The following is a 25974-nucleotide window of genomic DNA, read 5'->3' on the forward strand; positions in this document are numbered from 1 at the left end:
GCTACTGCTCCTCGACGATCGTCGTGCCTTCGAATTCCGGCAGCCAGTGCAGCGCCGAGCGGTGCCAGATCTGTCGTCTCGGGATCAGTTCATCGCGCTGCCGCGCCGTGCCGACCCTGATGCCGTAGACTTTCGGCCCGTCGCCGACCGACGTGGCGTAGAGATGCGAACCGCACTCGCCGCAAAAACCCTGGGCGCGCCTGGCGCCGCTCGGTGCGGTCTTGATGTAGATCTTCGGCGTGCCCTTGGTGATCCGGTAGTGATCCTCCGGCGCCGGCACGGTCACTCGAAATGCCGTTCCGGTCAGCTTCTGGCAATCGGTGCAGTGACAAATACTGGTCTTTTCCGGATCGACCTCGGCCTCATATGTGATGGCGCCGCAATGGCAGCCGCCGTCGATTTTCATCTTCGTTCCTCCCGAAATCCGTTCAGCAATGGTTGAGCGACGCGAGCCAAGACTGACGCTAGGTACCGTGCCAGGAATGAGCTATAATTCAGATGCTAATCACTGCCGGGCGCCTGCACAATGGCTGGATTGGGTGAACAGGTTGCGCGTCAGCAGCGCACCATCGGACCGCTCCTGGTGGCGGCGGTGGTCATCGGTCTTATCGGCCTGCCCGTCGCAGCCTGGCTCGACCTCCGAGACCTATCGGAACGGATGCTGCGCACGCAAGCCAGCGAAATCAGCCGGATCATCGACGAAATGCGCGGATTCTACGGCAGCGACGTCGTGGGACGCGTGCTGCAAGCAGACGACGCCGTGACCGCGACGCACAACTACCGGGACGTGCCAGGCGCGATCCCTATTCCAGCAACCCTCTCGATCGAACTCGGCAAGCGCATCAGCGCTCACGACGGGTCCGTCAAATATCGGTTCGTCTCGGATCTACCTTTCAAAGGTCGCGACCCCCACCAGCTCGATGTATTCGAGCGGAATGCAATCTTTGCTTTGCGCGCCAACCCTAGGGAGCCGATCATCGAAGTCTCGGGTTCGCTGTTTGACCGGCACGTCCGCGCCGCGGCCCCGGTTGTCATGGGACAAGTCTGCGTAACCTGCCATAACTCACACCCGGACAGCCCCAAGACGGACTGGAAGGTAGGGGATGTCCGAGGTATCCAGGAGATATCAGTCAATCAGCCCATCGCTGCGAACGTCCTGGCTTTCAAGTATCTTCTCCTATATTTCGGGTTCGCGGCGGCGGCTGGCCTGGCGTTCATTCTCCTGCAGCGTCGGCAGTCCGCCTTGGTTCAGGGCATCAATAAGGAGCTTTCCGAGGCAAACGACTTCCTGGCCGCGATCTCATTGAAGATCGCCAAGTACCTCTCACCTCAAATTTACAAAAGCATCTTCAGCGGCCAGAAAGACGTCACCATCGCGACCGAGCGCAAGAAACTCACGATCTTTTTCTCCGACGTCAAAGATTTCACCGCGATCGTGGAACGGCTCCAGCCCGAGGACCTTACGGTTCTCCTCAACGAGTATTTCACCGAGATGTCGACGATCGCGCTCAAACACGGCGCCACCGTCGACAAGTTCATCGGCGACGCGCTTCTTGTGTTCTTCGGAGACCCCGAGACGCAAGGCGTCGAGGAAGACGCGAGAGCCTGCTTGCGCATGGCTGTCGACATGCAGCATCGGCTGGAGCAGTTGAACAGGGTGTGGCGTGACCGCGGAGTTGAACGGCCCTTCCAAGCTCGCATGGGTATCAACACGGGCTATTGCAATGTTGGGAACTTCGGTTCCGATGATCGGATGGACTACACGATCATCGGAGCTGAAGCGAACTTGGCGGCCCGTCTGCAGTCGATTGCCGAGCCCGGCGGCATCTGCCTCAGCTATGAGACTTACGCGCTCGTCCGCGACCTTGTCCGGGCACGTCCGTTAGCACCGATTGCCATGAAGGGGATCAGCCGGGAAGTTGTCCCCTACGAAGTCGAGGGCCTCCTGGGTGAACTGGCCCAGCGCCCTCAGGTCATCAGCGAGCACGCGACTGGCCTCGACTTGTTCCTGGATGTGGAAGCAATCGACGAGAACGGAGTCGAGCGGGCGAAGAAACGACTTTCGGAGGCGCTCCTGGCCTTAACCATCCGAAGCAAGCCCGCCGCTTCTTAGGTTCTTGAACGTCTGACCGCATTCGAGACTTTGGCAGCGCCACTACAGCTCAAGCTAATCTAAGTAGGCCGCCTCTAGAAGCTATCCCACTGTCCGGACACTCTTTGCCCAGCGTCATCTCGTCGAGTGCTGCTCCTCCAAACTCAAGCAGTTCCGCCGGGTCGCAATCCGCTTCGAGAAACCCGCCCCGCGCGGTTGTCTCTCTCGCGGCTATTGTCTTGTGGTTGGGGTAACTGTCCGCACGACCTAAAGCGCGTCGCATTTTTGACCGGCCCCATGAGACGGTTGTTGTTTTTATGCATGTCTATATCGCAAAACCGCTGCACACTTTTGCGCGACATGTATTAGTCGACGATCTCGTCCGTCCAGACCTTGAACCCGGCCAGCGTGCCCGGCCCGAAAATATGGGTCAGCGGCACATCGGCTGCGTCGCGGCCGGAAGCGATCAGGATGCGACCTATGCGTGGCGCATTGTTGCGCGGATCGAAAGCATGCCAGCGACCGCCTAGATAGACCTCCATCCAGGCAGCGAAATCCATGTCCGACCATGGTTTCGGCAGGCCGATGTCGCTGATGTAGCCGGTGCAGTAGCGCGTCGGGATGTTCAGGGCGCGGCAGAAGGCGACGGCGAGATGGGCAAAATCGCGGCAGACGCCGCTTTGCTCACGATAGGCCTCGGCTGCCGTGCGCGTCGGCCGCGCATTGCCGTAATTGAAGACGATGTGGTTGTGGACGAAGTTGCAGACCGCCTGCACCCGTGGAATGCCGAGCGATGTGTGGCCGAACAGCCGCCATGCCTCGTTCGCCAGGACGTCGCTCTCGCAATAGCGGCTCGGCAGCAGGAACAGCAATGTTTCCGCCGGCAGGTCGCGCACCTCGTGCTGCCACGCCACCAGCTCGCCCATTTCGAAGGTTCCCGGGTCGCGGATCACGGCGTCCGTGCCGAAGGTGAAGCGACCCGGCGGGGCGACAAGACGGTTGCACCAATTGCCGAAACTGTCGCGGTAGCTCTCGATCGGCACCGGCGGGTTCGAAGTCAGGAAATCCGGCCGCTCGAGATCGGACGCCCGGGAATAGTGGACGTTAAGCATCGCGATCAGCGGCGTTTCCTGCGGAAAGTCGAAGCTCATCTCGCAGCCGATGTGGATTCGCATTATCGTCCTGACCGGCCTGCCGGATCATCACCCGGCGAAGGCGCGGGCTGTTGCTGCAGTGCAAAAAGATCATTGCACGGACCAACGCTGTTTACGAGCGAATTAGAAGCCGGTTGATGGCCGCCGGCCGGCACCGGCGCCAGATTATGCCTCTTGCGGTCCGGCGTTTCTCTTGGTTCATTTCGCTTGCCACAATCGGAGGAAAACGAATCATGGCTAAAGGTGCGATGAAGGCGGGCAAAGAGGCCCGCAAGCCGAAGAAGGACGCGAAGAAACCCGCCGCTGCCCCGACCCTGAAAGCGCCGCCTGTCAAGGCGACCAAACTCAAGAACAGGTAAGCCTCGGCGTTCGGTTCAAGGTGATGACCGGCGGCATTTCAGGCCCGATCGCCATCAGCGATTGGTGCTGAAATGTTGCTGGTGTCGCTGTTGATAGGGCGTCCGAAAATTTCTATATCAATGCAGCGAAGACGACTTCGCGCTTTCCCCGAAATCGGCCGGGACGACCCGCAATTCAATGGAGCGTTCCGATGTCGTGGATTCTTCTCTTCTTCGCCGGCCTATTCGAGATCGGCTGGGCAATCGGCCTCAAATACACTGCCGGCTTTTCGAAGCCGCTGCCGACGGTCCTGACGGTTGTCTCGATGGTCATCAGTCTCGCCTTGCTCGGACTGGCGCTGAAGACGCTGCCGGTCGGCACCGCCTATGCGGTGTGGACCGGCATCGGCACCGTCGGCACAGCGCTGCTTGGCATCTGGCTGCTCGGCGAGCCTGCGACCGCGATCAGGCTGGGCTGCATCGCGCTTATCGTTTGCGGCATCATTGGGCTCAAGCTTGCGGCCTAGTTTTGCTGCAAGATCGCAACGCAAACGCCTTCAGGGCCGCTGCAAGGCGGCCCTGAATTTGATTCGTGAAATCGCGCTATAGGAGCGCTAGCGCGCGGAAAAGCCCGGAGGCGTCCTGCCGGTGCGCTGCTTGCGCGCCGCATAGCGTGCGTCGCGCTTAGCTTTGCGCTCGGCCTCGTCGGCGAGCAAACGAGCGATGCGCTCGTTCTCTTCGGCTTCCCGGATCTTCGCTTCCGCCTGTGCCGCTTCTTCGGCAGCGATACGCGCCGCTTCGGCAGCAGCTTCGCGCTCGGCCTTTTCGGCCGCTTCGCGCGCCAGCTTTTCCTGCTTCAGTCTGGCCTTTTCAGTCTCGCGTATAGCACGAGCCTCGAGGATCGCCTTGCGTTCGGCCTGTCGTGCCAACACCGCTGGATCGTCTGCTGCCGGTTTTGACTTGAAGCGCTCCAGAAGCGCCTTCTTTGCCTCGTTCGCGGCATTGCGCCGCTCGAAAATGTCTTTTTCCCTGTAGATAGCCAAGTCCACTTCCCTGAAGTCAATTTGCGAGGCTTACATACGCGTGAAAGCCGAGAGTTCAAGCGCCAAAACGGTATGCCAGCCATGAATTTCTGAGCTGTTGCAGTCGGGAGACGCCTTTTTGGCTGAATTCGGCTGAAACGGACATGCACTGTTCACCATCCGGCCCTCTGGCGGCGCGGCGGACTGGTCGCTACCTGTAGCGCGGAAAACAAAACACGGGGATGACACATGATGGAACTCGGTCTCTATACCTTCGCCGACGTCAGCCCGGAACCGGGGCCCGGCGCCATCGGTGCGCATGAGCGGCTGCGCAATTTGATCGAGGAGATCGAGCTGGCCGACCAGGTCGGCCTCGACGTGTTTGGGCTGGGCGAGCATCACCGCCCCGACTACGCCGCTTCAGCGCCGGTCGTAGCCCTGGCCGCGGCGGCCGAACGCACCAGGCGCATAAAACTGACCAGCGCGGTCACAGTGCTTTCCTCCGACGATCCGGTTCGCGTTTTCCAGCAGTTTGCGACACTCGACCTTTTGTCCAGCGGCCGGGCCGAGATCATGGCCGGGCGAGGCTCGTTCATCGAATCGTTTCCGCTGTTCGGCTACGATCTCGAAGACTATGACGAGCTCTTTGCCGAAAAGCTCGACCTGCTGCTTGCCATTCGCGATCATGTCAAGGTGACCTGGTCGGGCAGACTGCGTGCTCCGATCAACGATCGCGGCGTCTATCCCCGCCCCTTCCAGGACAGATTGCCGATCTGGATCGCGATCGGCGGTACGCCGCAATCGGCCGCGCGGGCCGGCGCACTCGGCTTGCCGCTGGCGCTGGCCATCATCGGCGGCGAGCCGGCGCGGTTTGCGCCGCTGTTCGATTTTTACAGGGAGGCAGCCAAGCGGGCCGGCAATTCGGCTAATCTCGCCACCAGCCTCAATGTCCACGGCTTCATCGCCGAGACTACCGACCAGGCGGCCGACGATTTTTATGGACCGCAGGCCGAGGTGATGAACCGCATAGGCCGCGAGCGCGGCTGGGGTCCGACGTCGAGGGCGCATTTCGACCAATCACGCGGCCCGAACGGTGCGCTGTTCGTCGGCAATCCCGAACAGGTGGCCGAGAAGATCGTTGCCCAGCACAGGATATTCGGCAACGACCGCTTCCTGCTGCAAATGGCGATCGGCACCATGCCGCACGCCAAGATCATGAAGGCCATCGAACTCTACGGCACCAAGGTGGCGCCGATCGTGCGCAAGGAAACGGCGAAGACCATTCCCGCCGTGGCCGCGCCGGCCGCCTGATTCACTGGCATGGCCATAACCGCCTGCCGTCAATGCGCCGACGCCGGCTAACGGAACTTTGAAGCGACAAAGGCGTTTTTGCCCGACGGCCTACACCATTGCGGTGTGCCCCCCCGAGGGTCAGAATGAAAGCCGAACCCGCCGCTTTGGGCGTCGCCGAAAGCCCGGATCCTCGCGCCGAGGCACGCGCCGATACGCATCTGATGCGTTCGCTGCTCATCGGCATCTTCATCCTTATGGCGATCTACGCGCTCTACTTCGCCCGTGCTTTCTTCATGCCGGTCATTCTGGCTTTCCTGCTGGCGCTGACGCTGACGCCGATCGTCCGCTTCCTGCGCAAGCATGGCATGCCCGATGTCATGTCGGCGACATTGCTGGTGTTGCTGTCGTTCTGCGTCATCGCCGTCGCAGGGTATCTGCTCAGCGGCCCGGTCATTGACCTTATCAACAACACCTCGTCGATCGGCCAGCAACTTACCGAACGACTCGCGCAATTGCGGCGTCCTTTCGAGAGGATCCTGGAGATTTCGCGGCGGATAGAGGGGCTGGCAGAGACATCCCAGGAGCCGGGCGTTCAGAGGGTTGCCATGGCGCGATCCGGCATTCTATCGCAAGCCGCCGGCAATCTGCTGTCGGCGGGCACCAGCATTGCCATCGTCTTCGTCCTTTCGCTGTTCCTGCTCGCCTCCGGCACGATGTTCTATGAGAAGATCGTCCAGTCCTTTCCCAGGCTCAGCGAAAAGAAGCGGGCACTGCGCGTCGTCTATGACGTCGAACGTGAAATCTCGCACTATTTGCTTACCGTCGCCGTCATCAATACATGCCTAGGGTTGGTCATCGGGCTCGGCCTCTGGGCACTCGGCGTGCCCAACCCGCAGGTCTGGGGCGCCGCAGCGGCTCTGCTCAACTTCCTGCCCTATATCGGGGCGCTGATCACGATCACGTTGGTTACGATCATCGCGCTGATCAGCTTCGAGACGATCTCCTACGCACTGCTGGCGCCAGCCTTCGTCATTTTGTGCGACGTCATCGAAGGTCAGTTCGTGACGCCAACGGTGGTCGGCCGCCGCCTCGAGATCAACGCGGTGGCGATCCTCATCGCCATCGCCTTCTGGTCCTGGCTGTGGGGTTTCGTCGGCGCCCTGCTAGCGGTGCCGCTGCTGGTCGTCATCAAGGTGTTCTGCGATCATTTCGATGGCCTCAGCCATGTCGGCAATTTCCTTGCGGCGCAGCATACGGCGGTTGAGGACGAAGAGATTTCCGATGCCGAGAAAGCGGCGGGCGCGTGATCCGGGAACCGGAATAGGTCCTGAAGGGACTGCGGATCCAAATGCGACAGCGTCCTATGGTGTCCGCTTGGACGCGCGGCGTCTGTTCAATTTTTTGAATTTGCGGCGGTGACGGTCGCTTCCTACATCCCTCCCGTCCACAGGATCCCGCCCATGACCGCTCTTTCCGTTCTCGACCTGTCGCCGATCGTCGAAGGCAGCAACGCTTCGCAATCACTCGCTAATTCGCTCGATCTCGCCCGCCATGCCGAGCGGCTGGGCTACAAGCGCTACTGGCTGGCCGAACATCACAACATGCCGGGCATCGCCAGCGCCGCCACCTCGGTCGTCATTGCCCATGTCGCCGGCGGCACCAGGAAGATACGCGTCGGCGCCGGCGGCATCATGCTGCCCAACCATTCGCCGCTGGTCATCGCCGAGCAGTTCGGCACACTCAACGCATTACATCCAGGCCGCATCGACCTCGGCCTCGGCCGGGCGCCGGGCACCGACATGAGCACGGCGCGAGCGTTGCGCCGCAACCTCGAGGCCGGCGCCGACAGTTTCCCGCAGGATGTCGTCGAGCTGATGGGCTATTTCCAACCGGCCGAAGATGGTCAGCGCATCCGCGCCGTGCCCGGCGAGGGCGAAAAGGTGCCTATCTGGATTCTCGGCTCAAGCCTCTATGGCGCGCAGCTCGCAGCCATGCTTGGCCTGCCCTACGCCTTCGCTTCGCATTTCGCACCGGCCGAACTCGATCACGCGCTGGAGATCTACCGCTCGCGCTTCCAGCCTTCGGAACAGCTCGACAAACCTTATGTCATGCTCGGTCTCAATGTCTTTGCGGCACCCTCCGACGCCGAGGCGCGGCTGTTGTTCACTTCGCTGCAGCAGGCCTTCGTCAATCTGCGAACCGGCCGGGCCGGCCGATTGCCGCCGCCGGTCGAGGGATATGAGCGCGATCTCGACCCGATGGCCAAAACCATGCTTAGCCAGGCTCTGTCCTGCGCCGTCGTCGGCGCCCCGGAAACGGTCCGGCAAGGCATCGATGCGTTTGTGCAGCGCACCGGCGCCGACGAGCTGATGGTCACGGCGCAGATGTTCGATCACGCGGCGCGGGTGCGATCCTTCGAGATCCTGGCCGACGTCCATAAATCCCTGTCGGAAGCAGCCTGAGTCTTTTATGAGGCTGCGAAGGCGCGTTACGCCCTGACGCTTTGTGCGATCGCCCCCAAGGGCGCCCCCAGTGGCCGGCATGAATTGCGGATCATCAGGCGTCCCTTGAGCGCCAGCTTGCGCGGCGGCGCGTCCCTGTTTCCGGCGAGCCGGTCGAGCAGGAGATTGGCGGCCTGCTCGCCGATCGCCTGCACCGGCTGGGCGACCGTGGTCAGTTGCGGCTGGAACACGTCCGACCACGGAAAATCATCGAAGCAGGCAATCGAAATATCCTCCGGGCAGGACAGCCCGATATCGCGGATCGCCTTCATTGTGCCGATCACCATCGGGTTGTTGGCCGAGAAGATGGCGCTCGGACGGTCGTGCAGCGAAAGCAGCTGCATCGTCGCGTTGTAGCCGTCGACTTCGTGGAAGTTGCCGTAGCGAACGAGCTCGTTCTCGACCGGCAGGCCGGCGGCCTTGAGCGCCTCGCGATACCCTTCCATGCGGTCATGCATTGGCGAGATGTCGAACGATCCGGAGATGTAGCCGATCCGTCGGTGGCCGAGATCGATCAGATAGGTGATGGCGTCGAACACCGCTCGCTGGTTGTCGAGAACGACGGTGTCGGTGTCGACGCCTTCGCAGACCCGGTCGAGCAGCACCACCGGCACGTTGGCGGCATCGACAATTCCCTTGAGGATCGCGCCGTCGCCGACGCGCGCGACGATCAGCCCGTCGACCATCCGGTCGAGCAGCAGCCTGATCTGGTCGTCCTGCGTGTTCAGATCCTCGTCCGTGCAGCACAGCATGACCGCGTAGCCGGCGCGATCGAATGCCTGTTGGATGACCGACACGACATCGGTGAAGAACGGATTGGTAATGTGGGGAACGGTAAGCCCGATGGTGCGGGTCGTGCCCATTTTCAGACTGCGGGCGATCGCGTTGCGCTTGTAGCCGATGTCGCGGATCGCCTGTTCGATGCGCTGGCTGAGTTCGGGACTGACAGTCGCGGTGCCATTGATCAGCGCTGAGACGGTGGCGACGGAAACACGTGCCACTTGAGCCACGTGCAGCATGGTCGGCGCCGTGGACTTCCGCTGCTTTTTTCGCCCTGACGCCATCATTTTCGAAACGTTTCACCGCCTTCTAGCTGCAATACCTACGGAATCTTGCGGTTCTGCGCAAGAATTGAAATTCGTTCACCGACCTCACCAGATATCAGCTTGACATGATCGAAACGTTTAGATTAGCGTTTGAGACGTTAGACAACGACGGAAGGGAGGCCGTTCTGTCATGGAGCATGGCAATTCCATCACGTCCGGAGATGACACGGCTAAGGCCGACCGCTCGGCTGTGGTTCTGAGCGCCGAGCACATCTCCAAGACGTTTGGTGGCATCGCCGCCCTTGTCGATGTCGGCTTCGATCTGCGGCGCGGCGAGGTCCATGCGCTGATGGGGGAAAACGGCGCCGGCAAATCGACGCTGATGAAGATTCTTTCCGGCGTCTATACGGATTACGATGGAACGGTGAACGTCGATGCCAATCCGGTCCGTTTCGCCGGCGTCCGCGACGCCGAGCGCGCCGGCATCGCCATCATCCACCAGGAACTCAATCTCGTCCCTGAGCTCAGCGTTGCCGATAACATCTTCCTCGGGCGCGAAAAGCTGATCGCCGGGCTTGTGGTCGATCGCAAGGCAAGCAGCCAGGCCGCCGGTGCGCTGCTGCAGAGGCTCGGCATCGAGCTCAATCCGGAAGCGCGGGTCGGCAGCTTGCGCGTCGGCGAGCAGCAGCTGGTCGAGATCGCCAAGGCGCTGTCGATGTCGGCGCGCATCCTGATCATGGACGAGCCGACATCAGCGCTTTCGCCGGCCGAATGCCAAAGGCTGTTCCGGATCATCCGCCAGCTCGCCGACAGCGGCGTGGCGATCGTCTACATCTCGCACCGCATCGACGAGGTCATGCATTTGGCCAGCCGGGTCACCGTGTTTCGCGATGGACGCCACGTGCTGACCGAGGCGATGGCAAAGCTCGACGAAGACACCATCATTTCGGCGATGGTCGGGCGAAGCCTGCTCGCCTCTTCCCAGGAGGAGCGCGGCTCCAGCGGCAAGGTCGTCCTCTCCGTAAGCGGCTTGTCGCTGTCCAAACCCGATCGCCACGGCTGGCGCACCGCACTCGACGGCGTCGGCTTCGATCTTGCCGAAGGCGAAATTCTCGGGATAGGCGGGCTGCTGGGCTCGGGACGCACTGAAATCCTGGAGACCATCTTCGGCTCCGGCGGCGGGCGTGCCGGCGGCGAAATCCGGCTCGACGGCGAGCCGGTTGAAATCCGTTCGCCGCGCGACGCCCGCCGGCTCGGCATCGCCCTGGTGACAGAGGACCGCAAGACGCAAGGCCTGCATCTTCAGGCGTCGATATCAGACAATGTCGCGCTGCCGCTGGTCGGCGCGCTGGCGCGGTTCGGCCTTCGCTCGCTGGCCGGAGAGCAAAGCCTGGCGCGGCACGCCGTCAAGGCGCTGGGCATTCGCTGCGGCACCATCGAGCAGCCGGCCGGCACGCTGTCCGGCGGCAACCAGCAGAAGGTCGTCATCGGCAAGTGGCTGGCGACGCGACCGCGGGTGCTGTTGCTGGACGAGCCAACGCGCGGCATCGATGTCGGCGCCAAGCGCGAGATATACGATCTCATCTTCAAGCTGGCGCGCGATGGGCTCGCCATCGCCGTCATCAGCTCGGAATTGCCGGAGCTGCTGCATCTTTCCGACCGCATCCTGGTCATGGCGGATGGTCGCCAGACGGGGATCCTCTCGCGCGCGCAAGCCAGCGAGGAGGCCATCATGCGGCTTGCGGCGCCGCGCCGGACCATAACGAGACCCGCAGCATGAGCATCTTGAACATCCTGTCCCGGACGAAGCTCTATTGGGGCCTGATCGCCATCTTCCTGATCGGCGTGCTGGGCTCGCCGATCAGCTCCAAGGGCAACAACATCTTCCTGTCCTACGGCAATCTGCTCGATGTGCTGCGCCAGGTGTCGACCACCGGCCTGATCGCAACCGGCATGACGGCTGTGATCATCACCGGCGGCATCGACCTTTCCGTCGGCTCGCTGATGGCGATCTGCACCGTGGTCTGCGCCATGCTGCTGACGGTTCCGGGCGTCACGCCGGCGGTGGTGCTGGGGGTGCCGACCGTTGCCGTGGTCGCCCTTTGCCTCGGCATCCTGGTCACCCGTTTCATCTTCCTGAACATCGAAAAATCCCGCGCCGGCGCGCAGGCCACGCACGACATCAGGCTGGATAGCGTTCGTGGGTTGGTCACACCAGGCATCGTCGGGGTGATCCTTTGCTCCCTCGTGCTGTGGTTCCTGCTGCCGCAGGTAGGCTCGAAATTCGGCGTACTCGGCGTGTTGCTGGTGGCGCCTTGCGTCGGCTTGCTGTTCGGCGCGCTCAACGGCTTCATCATCGTTGCCGGGCGGCTGCAGCCCTTCATCGTCACGCTGGCGATGATGGTGACGGCGCTCGGCATCGCCCGGCTGACCGCCGGGCAGAACAATGCGGTGCTGCCGGTATACACCGGCTCGAACGCCACCGCCGATTTCGAGGTCCTGCGTTCGCTGGTGTTCGGCGTGATCCCGATGCCGGGCCTGTTCTTTCTCGGAGCTATCCTGATCTATGGCGCCGTGCTGCGCTTCACGCCGTTCGGCCGTTATGTCTACGCCATCGGCGGCAATGAAGAGGCGGCGCGGCTGTCCGGCATCGCCGCCGGCCGTGTCAAGATCGCCACCTACGCGGTGTCAGGGCTGCTGGCCGGCGTGGCGGCAGTGCTTTACGTTGCGCAATACAGGCAAGGCAAGCCGGATGCCGGCGCCGGACTTGAGCTCGATGCCATCGCCGCAGTGGTCATCGGCGGCACCAGCCTGATGGGCGGACGCGGCAGCCTTATCGGCACATTCTGCGGCGTGCTGATCTTCGGACTGCTCTCGAACATCCTGCAATTGCACAACATCAATTCGAACCTTCAGCTCGTGCTGAAGGGGATGATCATCATCGGCACCGTGCTCGTGCAGGAGCGCAATGCCTTTGATCTTCTCTTCTATCTGCGCCTGCCCAGTGGAAAAGCGGCGCACAAGGAAACGACCGCAGCAAAGCGGCCGTCACAAGAGACCCCGTCTCTAAATCTTGGAGGAAACAAGAAATGAAACGACGTGACATGTTGAAGCTTGCCGCCGTCACTGCGGCGCTGCTGACCACGACCGCCCTTTTGACCAGCGGCAACGCCTACGCGCAGGACAAGAAGTGGAAGATCGGTTTCTCGCAGGTGACGACGATCGAGCCCTGGCGTGCCCAATTCAACAAGGACATTCTGGCTGAGGCCGCCAAGCATCCGGAAGTCGAGCTCATCGTCACCGACGGCGAGGACAAGACCGAAAAGCAGGTCGCCGATGTCGAGAACCTGATCCGTCAGGAGGTCGATGCGCTGCTGGTGTCACCGAAGGAATCAGCCGGCTTGACCGGCGTCGTGCAGCAGGCGGTCGACGCCAAGATCCCGGTCTTCGTGCTCGATCGCAATGTCGAGACCCAGGACTACACACAGTTCGTCGGCGGCGACAACAAGCTGATCGGCCGGGCTGCCGGTGAATATGCCGTCGAGCTTCTGGGCGGCAAGGGCAAGGCATCAGGCAATGTCGTCGAGATCTGGGGCGGCATGGGCACCCAGCCGGCGCATGACCGCCATGACGGCTTCCATGAATTCACCGACAAGGAGCCGGGCATCAAGTACCTGCTCGACCAGCAGTCGGGCGACTGGAAACAGGACCAGGCCTACAACATCATGGCCACCGCACTGCGCAACAACGAGAAGATCGACCTCGTCTATGGTCACAACGACCCGATGGCGTACGGCGCCTATCTTGCCGCCAAGGATGTCGGGCGCGAGAAGGACATCAAGTTCATCGGCATCGACGGCCTGCCCAATGAAGGCGTGACGCTGGTCAACAATGGCGAACTGACGGCGACCTTCACCTATGTGACGCCGGGTGCAGAAGGGCTGCGGCAGGCGATCAAGTTCCTGAACGGCGAGAAGGTCGAAAAGACCATTACCTTGCCGACGGAGAAGATCACCAAGGAGAATGCGGCCCAGATCCTGAAGGACAACGGGCTCTGAGTTGAAACTCCCTGCCGGGCGGCATCGCCCGGCAGGGAGAGAAATTCACGTCTCGACAGGCAAGCAGCACCGCTCAGGCCAGCTTGGCCAAAAGCCTCATGAAAATGGCGACTTCCTTGGCGGAAAGCGGCGCCAGCGTCTCCTGCGTGATGTCGCGAGCGATCGGGATCAGGCGTTCGATCGCATCGCGGCCCTCAGCGGTCAGATTGACCAGCAGGCGCCTCTTGTCGACCTCATGCTTGGAAAGCTCGACCAGGCCGCGCGCCTTGAGCCGGTCGATGACGCCTTTCACCGTTGCCGCATCCATGGCGATCAGGCTGCCAAGTTGGTTCTGCGAGGTCTCGCCGACGTCGTGCAATTTGGCCAGGGCGGCGAATTGCGGCGGCGTCAGGTCGGCGATGTGCGCGGCAAAGATCGACACGTGGCGCTGATGCGCCTTGCGCAGGATGAAGCCTACCTGCTCCTGCAAATGATAGTCGTTTTCCTCAGGCTCCTCGGCCTCGACCAGCTTGAGCAGGTTTTCCTCGCTCACAGCAGCCCGTCCCAAGCCTTGACGCCTTTTGCGCCGACGGAAAACTCAGGCATGGGCAACTTCCTTCCCTAGGATTTTATTGGGCGCGACGAGCGCCATGGAACCACTGACGCGGCTTTGCCCGACTAGGAAAAGCGCGGCGGCGGCAATCAGGCCATTTCGGCGAAAATCATCGGCGACAGCGAGCCCGCTGTCCAGTGCAGTGGCGATTTCAGCGGGTGAAAGCGGGCCAACAGCAATTGTGACCAGACGATCGCCTAGATCGCTATCGGGTGCCAGAGCGCGCGCCGGCACGCGCTCGATGGCGGGATGACCGGACAGGTCGACGGCGTTGGCGATCAGGGTCGCGGCGGCGTCGGCTTCGGCACCCGTCCGCGCCAGCACGGTGACGGCGTCGGCGATGCCAAGCGAAAAGGACCGGCCGCGCCAGCCACTGGTTGCGACGCCGCGGATCCCGTCTTCGGCGGGGATCGTGATGCGGTCCGCCAGCCCATGCCCTGTCCCGGCAATGGCGAAGGTCATAAGCTGGCCGCTGCCGAGATGGATCGCACTGTCGCCGCCATTGTTGACATAGGCGCGATCGAGCCGGCGGCCGGCCAGCATCGCGCCGAGCATTTCGTCGGCTACCGAACCGGCGACGGCAGCCATCGGCGTGATGAATTGTTTCGCTAGCGGAACGACCACCGCTTCCATGCGGCGCGCCGTCGGGCCAGCGAAAGCACGTGGCCGCAAGGAGGCCGGGCGGCGCAGTTCCGGCAGTTCGTCGACGAGTTCGGGCAGGATCGTTTGAAACCGCGCCACCGCCTGGCCGTAGGCGGCGCGGCACTCGTCCGCATCGCCAAATGCCTCGATAATCAAGTCGATCGGGCCATGATTGAGATGCAGCCGCCTGCCGTCCTCGAGCCAATGTGCCTGCGGGCCGTTCATCACCCGGCTCCGTTGCCCGCTGCACGCCGCAACTGCGCCAGCGGCGGCCACGGATTGCTGGCCGACGCGCCCGTGCCGCGGCGCGGGTTGAGATATTCGCCGCCCTTGGCAAGAATATCCTCGACGCTGCGGATCTCCGCTTCGTAGCCACCGAGCCTGACATAGTCGTCGCGGCGCAGGGTGAACTCGATCGGCGCCACCAGCGCCGGCGTCGGCACATAACCGAAGGCACCTTCCGGCACGCTGACAACATCGACCATCAGCGTGATGCCACCGCCCGGCCAGACATAGACCGGCGCGCCGCCCACGGTGACATAGGTCGTCAGGCCCTGCACCGAGCGGGTCAGGTTGACCGGGTTCTCGGTGACGCCGGCGCGCAACGAGCCGCCGGCACCGCCGACGAACAGCACGGTGCACAGTGCCGGCTCGCAATTGTCCTCGATCAGACCGACGGACTTCTGCAGCCGCTCCGGGAACGGTTTCTGCACTGGCTTCAACTGGTCGTCGAGCTCGTAATAGGCGAACTGCTCGCCGGTGGTCGAGACCATCAGCAGCGACAGGCCAGGCCGCGCACCCTTCTTCGCATTCCATTCGCCAAGGATCGACAGCGGATCGGAAATGCTGGTGCCGCCCCAGCCGAGGCCGGGCTCCGACACCTTGAAATAACGGCCCGGCGTCGAACGGCGGCCGATGATCTTGATGCCGGTGTCCTGCCAGCCCAGCACCTTGCCCGCCTGATGCTCGGAGACGACGCCGGTGATGTGGTCGTCGACCACCACCACCTCGTCGACCAGGCCGCGCCACTGGGTGGCGAACATGCCGATAGTGGCCGAGCCGCAGCCGACCCGCATGCGATGTTCGGGCTTGCCGTCGATGACCGGCGGCTTGCCGGCTTCGACGATAACCGTAGCACCGCCGTCGATGGTGAGTTCGACCGGCTTGCGGTTGCATAGATTGAGCAATGCGTCGCAGGTGGCGCGGCCCTCCGCCTTGGAGCCGCCGGTCAAATGGTGCACGCCGCCCAGCGACAGCATCTGCGAGCCATATTCGCCTGTCGTGACATGGCCGATCGCCTCGCCCGCGACGCGGACCGTTGCCGTTTCGGGGCCGATATGACGGTCGGTGTCGATCTTCACCTTGACGCCGCAGTAGGAGAAGATGCCCTCGGTGACGACGGTGACGAGATCTACGCCTTCGACCTGCTGGCTGACGATGAATGGCGCCGGCTTGTAGTCGGGATAGGTGGTGCCGGCGCCGATCGCGGTGACGAAGCGGCGGCCGGTGTTGACCAATTCGCCGTCCCAGGCCTCGCCTTCGGCGACAAACGGCACGACCGCAGCGCCGGTCTCGGCCGCATGGTCGAGGATAGTCAGCGGGTCCATCCGCACGATTCTGCCGCCGACATTGCCGTAGCGATCACAGGCGCCGGTGCGGCCGTCTGATATGTAGCACATGACCGGGCAGGCATCGCAGCGGATCTTTTCCGCCACCTGCTTCTCGCCGGGATCATGCGTCTCGAAGCGTTCGGCAAGTTCGCTCATCGGCGTGCCTCCTTGTCGCGGATCGCGGCACGGATGCGGCTCGGCGTCGCCGGAATTTTGGTGACCAGAACACCGGTGGCATGACGGATGGCATTGAGGATCGCGGGCGCCGTCGGGATCAGCACATGTTCGCCCAGGCCCTTGGCGCCAAAGGGTCCTTCCGGATCCGGAACTTCGATCAGGATGGTCTTGATCGGCGGCACGTCGCCGATCGTCGGGATCAGGTAGTCGTGCAGGTTTTCGGTGCGGCCGGGGATGTACTCTTCCATCAGCGCCATGCCGATGCCTTGCGCGATGCCGCCCTCGATCTGGCCTTCGGCAAGCAGAGGATTGATCGCTTTGCCGACATCATGCGCGGCGGTGATCTTGATCAACTTCACCGTACCGAGCTTGAGGTCGACCTCCAGTTCGGCGATCTGCGCGCCGTAGCCATAAACGGCATAAGGCTTGCCTTGGCCCTTGGCGTCGAGCGGCAGCGTCGGCGGGTCGTAGCTCTCTTCGGCGTGGAAAACGAAGCCATTAGCATCGGCCTTCAGTGTGGACAGATCGATGTGCCGTATCGCTTCGCCCTCGCGGATGATCAGGCTTGTGCTATCCAGAGCGATCGCCGCCTTCTCCGACACGTTGGCAAAGCGCAAGACCGCTTCGCGCAAGGCTCGGCCGGCCTTTTCGGCGGCCTTGCCGGTCACGAAGGTCTGGCGCGAAGCGGACGTCTTGCCGGCATCGGGCGTGATCGCCGTGTCGGCGCTTTTCAGCGTGAATTTTTCGAGCGGCAGGCCAAGCGCGTCGGCGCAGATCTGGGCAATGACCGTGTTCGAGCCCTGTCCGATATCGACGGCGCCCTGATGCAGGACGACATCGCCAGAGCCCGAGATGCCAACCCTGATGGTCGACGGATTTGGCAGCGAGGTGTTGCCGCAGCCGTACCAGCAGGACGCGACACCGACGCCGCGTTTTTTTGTGCTGCTGCCGGCGTTGAACAACTCGGCATCGACAAGCGCACGCACCCAATGCGACCGCAGCGCTTCGAGACACTGGACGATGCCGACGCCCGCTTCCAATCTCTGACCAGTAACCGTTTCGGATCCGTTACGAAGGCAGTTTTTCAGCCGAAAATCGAGCCGATCCAGCCCAAGCTTTTCCGCCAACTCGTCATAGAGTGTTTCCTGCATGATCGTCGCCTGCGGCACGCCGAAACCGCGGAAGGCGCCGGAGATCGGCCCATTTGTGTGGATGGCGCGGCCCTCGGCACGATAATTCGGCGTGGCATAGGGACCGGAGGCGTGCACCGGCACGCGGTTGGCGACGGTCGGTCCCCAGCTCGCATAGGCGCCTGTGTTGAAATCACCAGCGAAGATCATGCCGGTGACGCGGCCATCGGCGTCGGCGCCAATCGTCGCCTTCATCTCGGCGGGATGACGCTTGGTGGTCGAGATCATCGATTCATTGCGGGTATAGGCGAGTGCCGCCGGCCGCCCGGTCTTCATCGCGACCAGACCGATCAGCGGCTGCAACGAAACGTCGAGCTTGGAGCCGAAGCCGCCGCCGGTGGCGGTCGGCACGATGCGCACCTTGTCGACGGCAAGGCCAAGCACCTTTGCCACGTTGTCGCGGTCCATGTAGGGCGCCTGCGTGCAGGCGACGACGACGAGCGTGTCGCCATCCATGTAGGCGTAGCCGGCTTCCGGTTCGATATAGGCATGCTCGACATAAGATGTGTCGATGGCGCCGGAAACGGTGAAGGCAGCCCCAGTAAGGGCGGCGTCGGGGTCACCGCGCTCGACAAAGCCTTGGGTGAGCAGGTTTGCCGGCCGGTTCTCGTGGATCAGCTGCGCGCCGCCGGCTTGCGCCTCGCAAGGCTGCAGAAGGTGCGGCAACTCGGTCCAACCAACAGGGAAATCCGCAAGGTCGAGATCGAGGATGGCCTCGCGCTCGCCGGCAACCAGCGCCACTGCCTCGCCGCGAAAGCGCGAAAAACCTTCGGCCAGAGCCGGCTGGTCGGCGAAAGGCGCAATGACGCCGAAGCTGTTCTTTCCCGGAATGTCGGCAGCGGTGAAGACGCCGACGATGCCGGGATGGGTTTTCACCCAGCCGTCGAGATCGCCGAAGGCGAAGCGGGCGTGATAATGCGGCGAGCGGACCACCAGCACCGCCAGCGCGTCGTCCGGGAAGGAATCCCCGCCGAATTTTTCGCCGCCGGTGACTTTCGGCAGGCCGTCGAGCCTGACCGGGGACGAACCGACGGCGTGGCCGGACTGCGGCATGCGATGGTCGAGGCCATCGGCATGGCGCGACGCATCCATCACCGCCGCGACGATCTTCCGGTAGCCGGTGCAGCGGCAGAGGATGCCGCCCAGCGCATCCTGGGTTTCGGCCTCGGTTGGGTTGGGCTTGTTGTCCAGCAGTGCTGTTGCCGCGATTAGCAGGCCGGGCGTGCAGATGCCGCATTGCGCCGCGCCATGGTCGAGGAACGAGGCCTGCAGCGCCGACAACCTGCCGTTGGCGAGCCCTTCGACGGTGGTCACCACAGCGCCAGCGGCAGACGCCACAGACATGAGGCAGGCGCAGACGGGTTCGCCGTCTACAAGCACCGTGCAGGCGCCGCAGTCGCCGGCGTCGCAGCCGATCTTGGTGCCGGTCAGGCGCAATTCGTCGCGCAGCACCGAAGAGAGGCGGCGAACCGGCGGCACGCAGACAGCAACGGCAGCGCCGTTGACCTCGAAGGCGATGTCGGCGCGCTCCATGCTCATGCCAGGCTGAGCTTTGGTCATGTCAGGCTGAGCTTTGCTCATGCCGCCACCACCTCGTTGTCCGACACGTGACCCGCGGCGCCGAGCACGGCGCGGGCGACGATCTCACGCGCGGCGTCCAGCCGGTATTCGGCACTGCCGCGCACATCGCCGATCGGCGACAGCTCGTCCATCGGTGCGGACTGGATCGCGGCGGCGAGAGAATGGTCGAGCGGGAGGCCGCGCAAGGCTGCTTCGACACCCGGGAGACGTTTGGCGACCGCCGAACAGGAGCCGACGGCGACGGCAGCATTGCCGACGATGCCGTCCTCAATGGTCAGGCGGGCCGCGGCCATGGCGATGGAAATGACGAGATAGCGACGTGCGCCGAGTTTTATGAAAGCCGACGTGCCGGTGGCTGCGTCCTTCGGCACGCGGATGGCGGTGACCATTTCGCCCGGCTGCAACTCCGTGCGGCGGCTTCCCACGATGAACCTTTCCAGCGGCAGATGGCGGACCATCGCCACCGAGCGCAGTTCGACCTCGGCATCGAGAACGAGCAGCGCCGGCACGCCGTCGGCGGCCGGAGAGGCATTGCAGAGATTGCCGGCGATGGAGGCGACGTTCTGGATCTGCACGGAGCCGACTTCCCGCGCCGCCTGCTTCAGCGCGTCGAAAGCCGCCGGCAGCGGATGACGAACAAGATCGGTCCAGGTCGTGCGCGCACCGATAACCCAATGTTCCTCGTTCTGGGCGATACCGCGCAGCGTCGCCAGACCGTTGATGTCGAGGACATTTTCGCGGAAAGGCCTAGCTCCTTGTGCCGGGTAGAAATCGGTGCCGCCGGCAAGGATGCGCCACGGGGCCTCGCCCAGCAAAGCGAGCGCTTCGTCGACCGTGGTGGGTTTCGCGTAACGGATCACGCTTTGCCTTCCAAAAAGGGACCTCCTTTGAAGGGGCTCCCGACGGATCCTACCGGCATCCGGACCGGTCAAAATTCATTCGTATGCAAATGATATCAAGCCGGCAGGAATTGTCAAAGCCAGAGTTTCGAGCCGCTATCCGCATCGGCGCGGCGGCACGTATTTGTTATGCCCGCGCATGACCCTGAAAATCGGAACCGATTTTCGGAAAGGATCATGCGCAAACTCAAAATGCTACAGCGTCCTTTGCGCGTCCAAAAGACGCGCAGCGCTGAAGAGGTTGACGCAGCCAGCCATCTGGTCAAGTTTCTGCATCCGGCCGCGTCAGCGGCATTTTTCGGTGGAGCCTGGGTTCGAACACGGATTCCACGTCTCGGCAGACTTCCGGTTCGGGTCATGCCTCCGGGACAGACAAGAGGGAGGCTCCATGGCCGACGAAGCGCTTGTTATCATCGACCTGCAGAATGATTTCTGCCCGGGCGGCGCGCTGGCGGTGGCCGGCGGCGACGAGATCGTGCCGCTGGTCAACGACCTGATCCGGCGGACCGGACATGTCGTGTTGACGCAGGACTGGCATCCCGCCGGCCATTCGAGCTTTGCCTCCAGTCATCCCGGCAAGCAGCCGTTCGAAACGATCGACATGCCTTACGGCCCGCAGACGCTGTGGCCCGACCACTGCATCCAGGGCAGCTTGGGTTCTGATTTCCATTCGGGCCTTGCCTGGACCAAGGCCGAACTGGTGATCCGCAAGGGCTTTCGCCCAGAGATCGACAGCTATTCGGCTTTCTTCGAGAACGATCATACGACGCCGACCGGCCTTGCCGGCTATCTCCAGGAGCGCGGCATCGACACGCTGACCATAGCCGGCCTGGCGACCGATTACTGCGTCGCCTTCTCAGCGCTCGATGCGGTCAAGCAAGGTTTCAAGACGACAGTGCGGCTCGACGCCTGCCGCGGCATCGATCTCAACGGCTCCGTCGAGACGATGCTGAACCGGATGCGCGATGCCGGCGTGACGCTGGCTTGAACATCACCAGTCGCATCCGGCACAATTCCAGAGGGGGCTTTATGCGCTTTGCGGCGGCTTTGACGGCGGGCGCAGTGGTGGCAGTCGCAACCCTGTGTCCGGGACTAGCGCTGGCAGCCGAAGCCCACGAGCTGCCGGGCGAAACAATGTCGCTATGGTGGGCGCTGCCCTTTGCCGGCCTGCTCCTGTCGATCGCCACCGGACCATTGCTCTTCCCCCACGTCTGGGAGCATCACTACGGCAAGATCACCATCTTCTGGGCGGCGCTTGCGGTCGCGCCGCTGGCGGTGGCGTTCGGCATGTTTTCGGCCACGGAGGCGGTGCTGCATGCGCTGCTCACCGAATACATGTCGTTCATCGTTCTTCTGTTCGCGCTGTTCACCATTTCGGGCGGCATCCTCGTTGCCGGTAACATCCATGGCACGCCGCTGGTGAATGCCGGACTGCTGCTGGTCGGGGCGATGCTCGCCTCGGTCATCGGGACGACCGGCGCTTCGATGATCCTGATCCGGCCGATCCTGCGCGCCAACGATAACCGGCCGTTCAACGCCCATGTCGTCATCTTTTTCATTTTCCTGGTGTCCAACATTGGCGGCTCGCTGACGCCGCTCGGCGATCCGCCGCTGTTCGTCGGCTTCCTGCGCGGCGTCGATTTCTTCTGGACCACCACCAATCTCTATCAGGAGACGCTGTTCGTCGGCGGCCTGGTGCTGGCTGTCTTCCTGGCTTTGGACGTCATCCTGCATCGCCGCGAGGCTGGTGCGCCGAAGATCAAGGATCCGACACCGGACACGAAGGTGCGCATCCGAGGCCTGGCCAACGTCCCGCTGCTGGCCGGGGTGATCGGCGCGATCCTGCTTTCGGCGACCTGGAAGCCGGGCGTGGCTTTCTCGGTCCAGGGCGTGAGCCTTGAATTGCAGAACCTCGTGCGCGACGCCATCATCCTGGCGCTTGCCTTCCTTTCACTCGGCGTTTCGCACAAGAGCCACAGGCAGGCGAACAACTTCCACTGGGAGCCAATCGCCGAAGTGGCGAAACTGTTCGCCGGCATCTTCATCTGCATCGTGCCGGTCATCGCCATTCTCAGGGCCGGCCCCGACGGTGCGCTGGCGCCGCTGGTCTCGCTGGTCAGCTCGCCCACGGGCGAGCCCAACGACCTCGCCTATTTCTGGATGACCGGAGCGCTGTCATCCTTCCTCGACAATGCGCCGACCTATCTGGTGTTCTTCGAGCTCGCCGGCGGCGACCCACAGCATCTGATGACCACCTTCGCCTCGACGCTGGCGGCGATCTCGGCCGGCGCAGTGTTCATGGGCGCCAACACCTATATCGGCAATGCACCGAACTTCATGGTCTATGCCATTGCCAGACATCGCGGCGTGAAGATGCCGGGCTTCTTCGGCTACATGGCGTGGTCGGGCGCGGTGCTGATTCCGATATTTTTGCTTGCCGGCTTTTTGTTCTTCGGGTGATTACCCTACTCCGACATAACGGCGCACCGCCGATGGGTCGGCACGCAATTCCTCGACATCGACCGTCTCGCGGTTGCGGCCGTTCTCGATGAACGAGACCCGGTCGGCGACGGACAGCACGGCATCGACCCGCTGCTCGACCAGGATCGTCGAGACGCCAAGGTCGCGCAGCTTCGACACCGTCTCGCGGATTTTTGCGATCATCGACGGCATCAACCCTTCGGTCGGCTCGTCGAGCAGCAGCACCTGCGGTTCGAGGCACAGAGCGCGGGCCATGGCCAGCATCTGCTGCTCGCCGCCCGACAGCGTGCCGGAGCGTTGTCTCAGCCGCTGGCGCAGCAGCGGGAAAAGGTCGAGCACGTGTTCGCGCGTCGTCTTGCCCTTGCTGCGCGCCATCAGGCCGATCTCGATGTTTTCCGCCACCGTCATCTCGGCGAAGAGCCGCCTGCCCTGCGGCACATAGGCGACGCCGGCCTTCGGCACGTCGTGCGCCGGCAGGCCGGTCAATTCCCGCCCGTCGGCCCTGATCGAGCCGGCGCGTGAGGGAACGAGGCCCATGATCGCCTTCAGCGTCGTCGTCTTACCGGCGCCGTTGCGGCCGAACAGGCAAAGCACCTCGCCCTTGTTCAGCACGAGGTCGAGGCCATAGAGCACCTGGACCTCGCCGTAGAAGCAGTCGAGCCCGGAGATGGTCAGTGCTTCAGACCGTGTTTCAGCCATGGGTCGTCCCCAAATAGGCGTCCTGCACCTCGGCATTGGCGCGGACCTGCTCGGGCGTGCCTTCAGCCAGGATCTTGCCGGCATTGAAGACGGTGATGCGGTCGGCAAGCTGCATGACAACAGGCATGTTGTGTTCGATCAGAAGCACGGTGGCGCTTTTGGCGATCTCGCGCACCAGCTCGATGAAATTGTCGATCTCGCTGTCAGCCAGCCCCTGCGTCGGCTCGTCGAGGATCAGCAGGCGCGGTTTTAGCGCCAGCCCCATCGCCACTTCGAGCAGGCGCTGATGGCCATAGGACAATTGCCCGGCCGGCATGTGGGCGCGGTCGGCAAGGCCGGTGCGCTCCAGCGCCGTCATGACGCCGGCATGCACGGCGCCCTTCGAGCGGCCATCGGTCAACGTGCGCTGCACCGGCAGCGCGACGTTGTCATAGGCGGAGAGATTGGCAAAGACGCTGGTGATCTGGAAGGTGTAGGCGATGCCGAGGCGAACCCTGGCGTAGGCCGGCAGGTTGGTGATATCGGCGCCGTCGAAGACGATCATGCCCGAGGATGGTTGGATGCGGCCGCTAACCAGGCTGACGAAGGTGGTCTTGCCGGCGCCGTTGGGGCCGATAACGGCGCGGATCTCGCCCGGCATGAGGGCGAAGTCGACGCCGTCGACGGCGCGCAGGCCGCCGAAATTGCGGGACAGGCCCTTGGTCGTCAGCAACGGCGTCATGGCAGCCATCCGAGCCAGCGCTGGCGGATGGTGCCGAGAATGCCCTTGGGGAAAAACAACACCAGCAAGATGAGGGCGATGCCGACGATCAGCAGATAGGCGGAGGTATAGCCACTGGTGATGTCGACGACATAGTACATGAACAGCGTGCCGATCAACGGGCCGAGCGTGGTCGCAGCACCGCCGAGCAGGACCCAGAGCAGAGGCAGGATGGAATATTGCACCGAGGCGAAAGTCGAGCCGACATAACCGAACAGCAGCGCGTAGGCGGCGCCCGAAGCAGCACAGATGGTGCCGGAGACGACGACGGCGACGAGCTTGTTGGAAAACGTGTCGTAGCCGAGCATTTTGGTCCGCTCCTCGTTCTCGCGGATGGCGACCAGCACACGGCCATATCTGGAGCGGACGACGGCGAGCGTCACCAGCAGCACGATCGAGAACAGGACGAGCGCGCTCATATAGCGCACGGTCGGGTTGGTGAGGCCGAGCGACGTGTCGCCCAAGACAAGCACACGCGCCGACTGCGGCACGACCAGGCCCTGGTCGCCGCCGGTCCAGGCAGCGAAATAGAGGATTATGAGGTAGAACACCTGCGCGAACATCATGGTGACGATCATGAAGGCGACGCCGGACGTGCGCAGCGCCAGCACCCCGATGATGAGCGCAAGAGCCGCGCCGCAGGCAAGGCCGGCGGCGAAGGCGGCCGGCACGCTCCAGCCGAGATGGATGACGGCAAGGCCGGCGCCATAGAGCCCGGCCGAAAAGAACATGGCGTGGCCGAGGCTGAGCAGCCCGACATAACCGAACAGCATGTTGTAGCCCATGGCGAAGACCGCCAGCACCATGATGCGGGCGAGCAACCCGTGGTGATACTCCGGCAGGACGAAGCTTAGGGCAAAAAGCAGGGCGATGACGCCCAGATGCAGCGCGTAGGCTTTTGCCGGTGAAGCCTCCTTCATCGCGAAGCCGTCCCGAACAGGCCTTGCGGTCGGAACACCAGCACCATGGCAACCAAAAGGGTGGCGATGATCTTGGCTAGCGTTGGCGAGAAGAACACCGAGATGATGCCGTCCGACAGGCCGATCAGCACGGCCGCGACGACCGTGCCGCGCAGCGATCCCAGCCCGCCGATGATGACGACGATGAAGGACAGCAGCAGCGGGTCCTGCCCCATCAGATAATGCGCCTGGCTGATCGGCACGATCAGCACCGCCGCCACCGCTGCCAGCATGGCGCCGAGCGCGAAAACGCCGGCATAGACGCGGTCGACCGGAATGCCGAAGGCCTGCGCCGTCTCGCTGTCATATTGCGTAGCGCGCATGACGAGGCCGATCTTGGTACGCGTTAGCACGAACCAGGTCGCGACCAGCAGAAGCGCCGATGCGGCGATGATCGACAGCTTGTAACCGGAATAGCCGAACCACGGCAGAAGGATGCGGTAGCTGAAGGGCGGCTCCACCGGCCGCGCCTCCGGACCATAGAAGGTCAGCGCCAGTTGCTGGATGATGTAGAGCATGCCGATGGTGGCGACGATGGTGGCTTCCGGATTGTAATTCAGCCGGCGCAGCACCAGCCGTTCGGCCACGAGTGCGATCAGGCCGACGATCAGCGGCGCCAGCACCAGCGCGGTCACGAAGCCGAGCGCCGGATGGCCCGATATGGCCGTAGAGATCGCCCAGGCAAGCACCGCGCCCAGCATGAAGAACTCGCCATGGGCGACATTGACGACGCGCATGACGCCGAACACCAGCGACAGGCCGAGCGCCGTCAGCGCCAGCACGGCGGAGGTGACAAGGCCTTCGAGAGCGGCGAGGAGAAGGTGGGGTCCGAAGTGCATCGGCTAAGCACCAGCGGATGCGCGAAGCACCCCCCTCTGTC

24 protein-coding genes and 1 pseudogene are annotated in these 25974 nt (G+C 63.2%); 12 read left to right on the plus strand and 13 right to left on the minus strand.

What is annotated here, in order from left to right; genetic code table 11:
• Position 1 precedes the first annotated feature (1 nt).
• A complete protein-coding gene (locus ABID19_RS09250; protein ID WP_354489868.1) occupies positions 2–406 on the minus strand; it encodes a GFA family protein in 405 nt (134 codons plus the stop codon).
• Positions 407–526: 120 nt separating this feature from the next.
• Between ABID19_RS09250 and ABID19_RS09255 the strand changes: the two genes are divergently transcribed.
• Both ABID19_RS09255 and ABID19_RS09260 read left to right on the plus strand, forming a co-directional pair.
• Entirely contained in the window at positions 527–2113 is a 1587-nt protein-coding gene (locus tag ABID19_RS09255; protein ID WP_354489870.1) for an adenylate/guanylate cyclase domain-containing protein, read from the plus strand.
• A gap of 67 nt (positions 2114–2180) precedes the next feature.
• Positions 2181–2346, plus strand: a pseudogene (locus ABID19_RS09260) (IS5/IS1182 family transposase); the annotation flags it as partial.
• Positions 2347–2457: 111 nt separating this feature from the next.
• Here ABID19_RS09260 and ABID19_RS09265 read toward each other — a convergent pair.
• Positions 2458–3267: a transglutaminase-like domain-containing protein gene (locus ABID19_RS09265; protein WP_354489872.1), complete on the minus strand. Its 810-nt coding sequence runs from the start codon at positions 3265–3267 to the stop codon at positions 2458–2460.
• A gap of 116 nt (positions 3268–3383) precedes the next feature.
• Between ABID19_RS09265 and ABID19_RS09270 the strand changes: the two genes are divergently transcribed.
• The gene (locus ABID19_RS09270; protein WP_354490680.1) at positions 3384–3605 is read left to right on the plus strand and encodes a hypothetical protein; all 222 of its coding nucleotides are present in this window, start codon (positions 3384–3386) and stop codon (positions 3603–3605) included.
• Between the two features lie 191 nt (positions 3606–3796).
• Positions 3797–4111 carry a quaternary ammonium compound efflux SMR transporter SugE gene (sugE, locus tag ABID19_RS09275; protein WP_354489874.1) on the plus strand — a complete coding sequence of 105 codons (315 nt, stop codon included), beginning with the start codon at positions 3797–3799 and terminating at the stop codon, positions 4109–4111.
• Between the two features lie 87 nt (positions 4112–4198).
• On the opposite strand, the gene ABID19_RS09280 is transcribed toward sugE, so the two are convergent.
• Positions 4199–4627, minus strand: a complete 429-nt coding sequence (locus tag ABID19_RS09280) for a DUF6481 family protein (RefSeq protein WP_352927141.1) — start codon at positions 4625–4627, stop codon at positions 4199–4201.
• 231 nt (positions 4628–4858) lie between these two features.
• Here ABID19_RS09280 and ABID19_RS09285 point away from each other — a divergent pair, with 231 nt between their 5' ends.
• The 3 genes from ABID19_RS09285 to ABID19_RS09295 all read left to right on the plus strand — a co-directional run bounded on the left by ABID19_RS09285 (position 4859) and on the right by ABID19_RS09295 (position 8361).
• Positions 4859–5917, plus strand: coding sequence for an LLM class flavin-dependent oxidoreductase (locus ABID19_RS09285; RefSeq protein WP_354490653.1), 1059 nt, complete (start codon positions 4859–4861; stop codon positions 5915–5917).
• 125 nt (positions 5918–6042) lie between these two features.
• A complete protein-coding gene (locus tag ABID19_RS09290; RefSeq protein WP_354489876.1) occupies positions 6043–7206 on the plus strand; it encodes an AI-2E family transporter in 1164 nt (387 codons plus the stop codon).
• Positions 7207–7359: 153 nt separating this feature from the next.
• Positions 7360–8361 (plus strand): LLM class flavin-dependent oxidoreductase, encoded by a 1002-nt coding sequence (locus tag ABID19_RS09295; RefSeq protein ID WP_354489878.1) that lies wholly within the window; start codon positions 7360–7362, stop codon positions 8359–8361.
• Between the two features lie 26 nt (positions 8362–8387).
• Here the strand turns inward: ABID19_RS09295 and ABID19_RS09300 are convergent, their stop codons facing one another.
• Positions 8388–9419 (minus strand): LacI family DNA-binding transcriptional regulator, encoded by a 1032-nt coding sequence (locus ABID19_RS09300; protein WP_354489880.1) that lies wholly within the window; start codon positions 9417–9419, stop codon positions 8388–8390.
• 217 nt (positions 9420–9636) lie between these two features.
• Between ABID19_RS09300 and ABID19_RS09305 the strand changes: the two genes are divergently transcribed.
• From ABID19_RS09305 to ABID19_RS09315, 3 genes are read left to right on the plus strand one after another with little or no spacing between them, the layout of a single operon-like run.
• Positions 9637–11226, plus strand: coding sequence for a sugar ABC transporter ATP-binding protein (locus ABID19_RS09305; protein ID WP_354489881.1), 1590 nt, complete (start codon positions 9637–9639; stop codon positions 11224–11226).
• Entirely contained in the window at positions 11223–12539 is a 1317-nt protein-coding gene (locus ABID19_RS09310) for an ABC transporter permease (protein WP_354489883.1), read from the plus strand. The genes ABID19_RS09305 and ABID19_RS09310 overlap by 4 nt, the downstream gene beginning before the upstream one ends.
• Positions 12536–13504, plus strand: a complete 969-nt coding sequence (locus ABID19_RS09315) for a substrate-binding domain-containing protein (RefSeq protein WP_352927160.1) — start codon at positions 12536–12538, stop codon at positions 13502–13504. The genes ABID19_RS09310 and ABID19_RS09315 overlap by 4 nt, the downstream gene beginning before the upstream one ends.
• Positions 13505–13577: 73 nt before the next feature.
• On the opposite strand, the gene ABID19_RS09320 is transcribed toward ABID19_RS09315, so the two are convergent.
• The 5 genes from ABID19_RS09320 to ABID19_RS09340 are packed head-to-tail and all read right to left on the minus strand — an operon-like array spanning position 13578 to position 20156.
• Positions 13578–14036, minus strand: coding sequence for a MarR family winged helix-turn-helix transcriptional regulator (locus ABID19_RS09320; protein WP_354489885.1), 459 nt, complete (start codon positions 14034–14036; stop codon positions 13578–13580).
• Positions 14037–14081: 45 nt separating this feature from the next.
• A complete protein-coding gene (locus tag ABID19_RS09325; RefSeq protein WP_354489887.1) occupies positions 14082–14963 on the minus strand; it encodes a UPF0280 family protein in 882 nt (293 codons plus the stop codon).
• On the minus strand, positions 14963–16504 hold the full coding sequence (locus tag ABID19_RS09330; protein WP_354489888.1) for a 6-hydroxynicotinate reductase: 1542 nt from the start codon (positions 16502–16504) through the stop codon (positions 14963–14965). The genes ABID19_RS09325 and ABID19_RS09330 overlap by 1 nt, the downstream gene beginning before the upstream one ends.
• The gene (locus ABID19_RS09335; RefSeq protein ID WP_354489890.1) at positions 16501–19296 is read right to left on the minus strand and encodes a molybdopterin-dependent oxidoreductase; all 2796 of its coding nucleotides are present in this window, start codon (positions 19294–19296) and stop codon (positions 16501–16503) included. The genes ABID19_RS09330 and ABID19_RS09335 overlap by 4 nt, the downstream gene beginning before the upstream one ends.
• The gene (locus ABID19_RS09340) at positions 19293–20156 is read right to left on the minus strand and encodes an FAD binding domain-containing protein (RefSeq protein ID WP_354489891.1); all 864 of its coding nucleotides are present in this window, start codon (positions 20154–20156) and stop codon (positions 19293–19295) included. Before ABID19_RS09340 ends, ABID19_RS09335 begins: the two co-directional genes overlap by 4 nt.
• Before the next feature lie 427 nt (positions 20157–20583).
• On the opposite strand from ABID19_RS09340, the gene pncA reads away from it, so the two are divergent.
• Both pncA and ABID19_RS09350 read left to right on the plus strand, forming a co-directional pair.
• Positions 20584–21183 carry a bifunctional nicotinamidase/pyrazinamidase gene (pncA, locus tag ABID19_RS09345; protein ID WP_354489893.1) on the plus strand — a complete coding sequence of 200 codons (600 nt, stop codon included), beginning with the start codon at positions 20584–20586 and terminating at the stop codon, positions 21181–21183.
• Positions 21184–21224: 41 nt separating this feature from the next.
• Positions 21225–22655, plus strand: coding sequence for a sodium:proton antiporter (locus ABID19_RS09350; RefSeq protein WP_354489894.1), 1431 nt, complete (start codon positions 21225–21227; stop codon positions 22653–22655).
• Here ABID19_RS09350 and ABID19_RS09355 read toward each other — a convergent pair whose 3' ends face one another.
• The 4 genes from ABID19_RS09355 to ABID19_RS09370 are packed head-to-tail and all read right to left on the minus strand — an operon-like array spanning position 22656 to position 25933.
• On the minus strand, positions 22656–23375 hold the full coding sequence (locus ABID19_RS09355; protein WP_354489896.1) for an ABC transporter ATP-binding protein: 720 nt from the start codon (positions 23373–23375) through the stop codon (positions 22656–22658).
• Positions 23368–24096, minus strand: coding sequence for an ABC transporter ATP-binding protein (locus tag ABID19_RS09360; protein WP_354489897.1), 729 nt, complete (start codon positions 24094–24096; stop codon positions 23368–23370). The genes ABID19_RS09355 and ABID19_RS09360 overlap by 8 nt, the downstream gene beginning before the upstream one ends.
• The gene (locus ABID19_RS09365; RefSeq protein ID WP_354489898.1) at positions 24093–25055 is read right to left on the minus strand and encodes a branched-chain amino acid ABC transporter permease; all 963 of its coding nucleotides are present in this window, start codon (positions 25053–25055) and stop codon (positions 24093–24095) included. The genes ABID19_RS09360 and ABID19_RS09365 overlap by 4 nt, the downstream gene beginning before the upstream one ends.
• Entirely contained in the window at positions 25052–25933 is an 882-nt protein-coding gene (locus ABID19_RS09370; protein WP_354489900.1) for a branched-chain amino acid ABC transporter permease, read from the minus strand. Before ABID19_RS09370 ends, ABID19_RS09365 begins: the two co-directional genes overlap by 4 nt.
• Positions 25934–25974 lie beyond the last annotated feature (41 nt).

Source organism: Mesorhizobium robiniae (assembly GCF_040545535.1).
GTDB classification, from domain to species: Bacteria; Pseudomonadota; Alphaproteobacteria; order Rhizobiales; family Rhizobiaceae; genus Mesorhizobium; species Mesorhizobium robiniae.

Excerpts from the sequence above, each read along its gene's own strand:
- ABID19_RS09250 (WP_354489868.1), bottom strand. The coding sequence starts at position 406 with ATGAAAATCGACGGCGGCTGCCATTGCGGCGCCATCACATATGAGGCC.
- ABID19_RS09255 (WP_354489870.1), top strand. The coding sequence starts at position 527 with ATGGCTGGATTGGGTGAACAGGTTGCGCGTCAGCAGCGCACCATCGGA.
- ABID19_RS09265 (WP_354489872.1), bottom strand. The coding sequence starts at position 3,267 with ATGCGAATCCACATCGGCTGCGAGATGAGCTTCGACTTTCCGCAGGAA.
- ABID19_RS09270 (WP_354490680.1), top strand. The coding sequence starts at position 3,384 with ATGGCCGCCGGCCGGCACCGGCGCCAGATTATGCCTCTTGCGGTCCGG.
- sugE (WP_354489874.1), top strand. The coding sequence starts at position 3,797 with ATGTCGTGGATTCTTCTCTTCTTCGCCGGCCTATTCGAGATCGGCTGG.
- ABID19_RS09285 (WP_354490653.1), top strand. The coding sequence starts at position 4,859 with ATGGAACTCGGTCTCTATACCTTCGCCGACGTCAGCCCGGAACCGGGG.
- ABID19_RS09290 (WP_354489876.1), top strand. The coding sequence starts at position 6,043 with ATGAAAGCCGAACCCGCCGCTTTGGGCGTCGCCGAAAGCCCGGATCCT.
- ABID19_RS09295 (WP_354489878.1), top strand. The coding sequence starts at position 7,360 with ATGACCGCTCTTTCCGTTCTCGACCTGTCGCCGATCGTCGAAGGCAGC.
- ABID19_RS09300 (WP_354489880.1), bottom strand. The coding sequence starts at position 9,419 with ATGCTGCACGTGGCTCAAGTGGCACGTGTTTCCGTCGCCACCGTCTCA.
- ABID19_RS09305 (WP_354489881.1), top strand. The coding sequence starts at position 9,637 with ATGGAGCATGGCAATTCCATCACGTCCGGAGATGACACGGCTAAGGCC.
- ABID19_RS09310 (WP_354489883.1), top strand. The coding sequence starts at position 11,223 with ATGAGCATCTTGAACATCCTGTCCCGGACGAAGCTCTATTGGGGCCTG.
- ABID19_RS09315 (WP_352927160.1), top strand. The coding sequence starts at position 12,536 with ATGAAACGACGTGACATGTTGAAGCTTGCCGCCGTCACTGCGGCGCTG.
- ABID19_RS09325 (WP_354489887.1), bottom strand. The coding sequence starts at position 14,963 with ATGAACGGCCCGCAGGCACATTGGCTCGAGGACGGCAGGCGGCTGCAT.
- ABID19_RS09330 (WP_354489888.1), bottom strand. The coding sequence starts at position 16,504 with ATGAGCGAACTTGCCGAACGCTTCGAGACGCATGATCCCGGCGAGAAG.
- ABID19_RS09335 (WP_354489890.1), bottom strand. The coding sequence starts at position 19,296 with ATGAGCAAAGCTCAGCCTGACATGACCAAAGCTCAGCCTGGCATGAGC.
- pncA (WP_354489893.1), top strand. The coding sequence starts at position 20,584 with ATGGCCGACGAAGCGCTTGTTATCATCGACCTGCAGAATGATTTCTGC.
- ABID19_RS09350 (WP_354489894.1), top strand. The coding sequence starts at position 21,225 with ATGCGCTTTGCGGCGGCTTTGACGGCGGGCGCAGTGGTGGCAGTCGCA.
- ABID19_RS09355 (WP_354489896.1), bottom strand. The coding sequence starts at position 23,375 with ATGGCTGAAACACGGTCTGAAGCACTGACCATCTCCGGGCTCGACTGC.
- ABID19_RS09360 (WP_354489897.1), bottom strand. The coding sequence starts at position 24,096 with ATGACGCCGTTGCTGACGACCAAGGGCCTGTCCCGCAATTTCGGCGGC.
- ABID19_RS09365 (WP_354489898.1), bottom strand. The coding sequence starts at position 25,055 with ATGAAGGAGGCTTCACCGGCAAAAGCCTACGCGCTGCATCTGGGCGTC.
- ABID19_RS09370 (WP_354489900.1), bottom strand. The coding sequence starts at position 25,933 with ATGCACTTCGGACCCCACCTTCTCCTCGCCGCTCTCGAAGGCCTTGTC.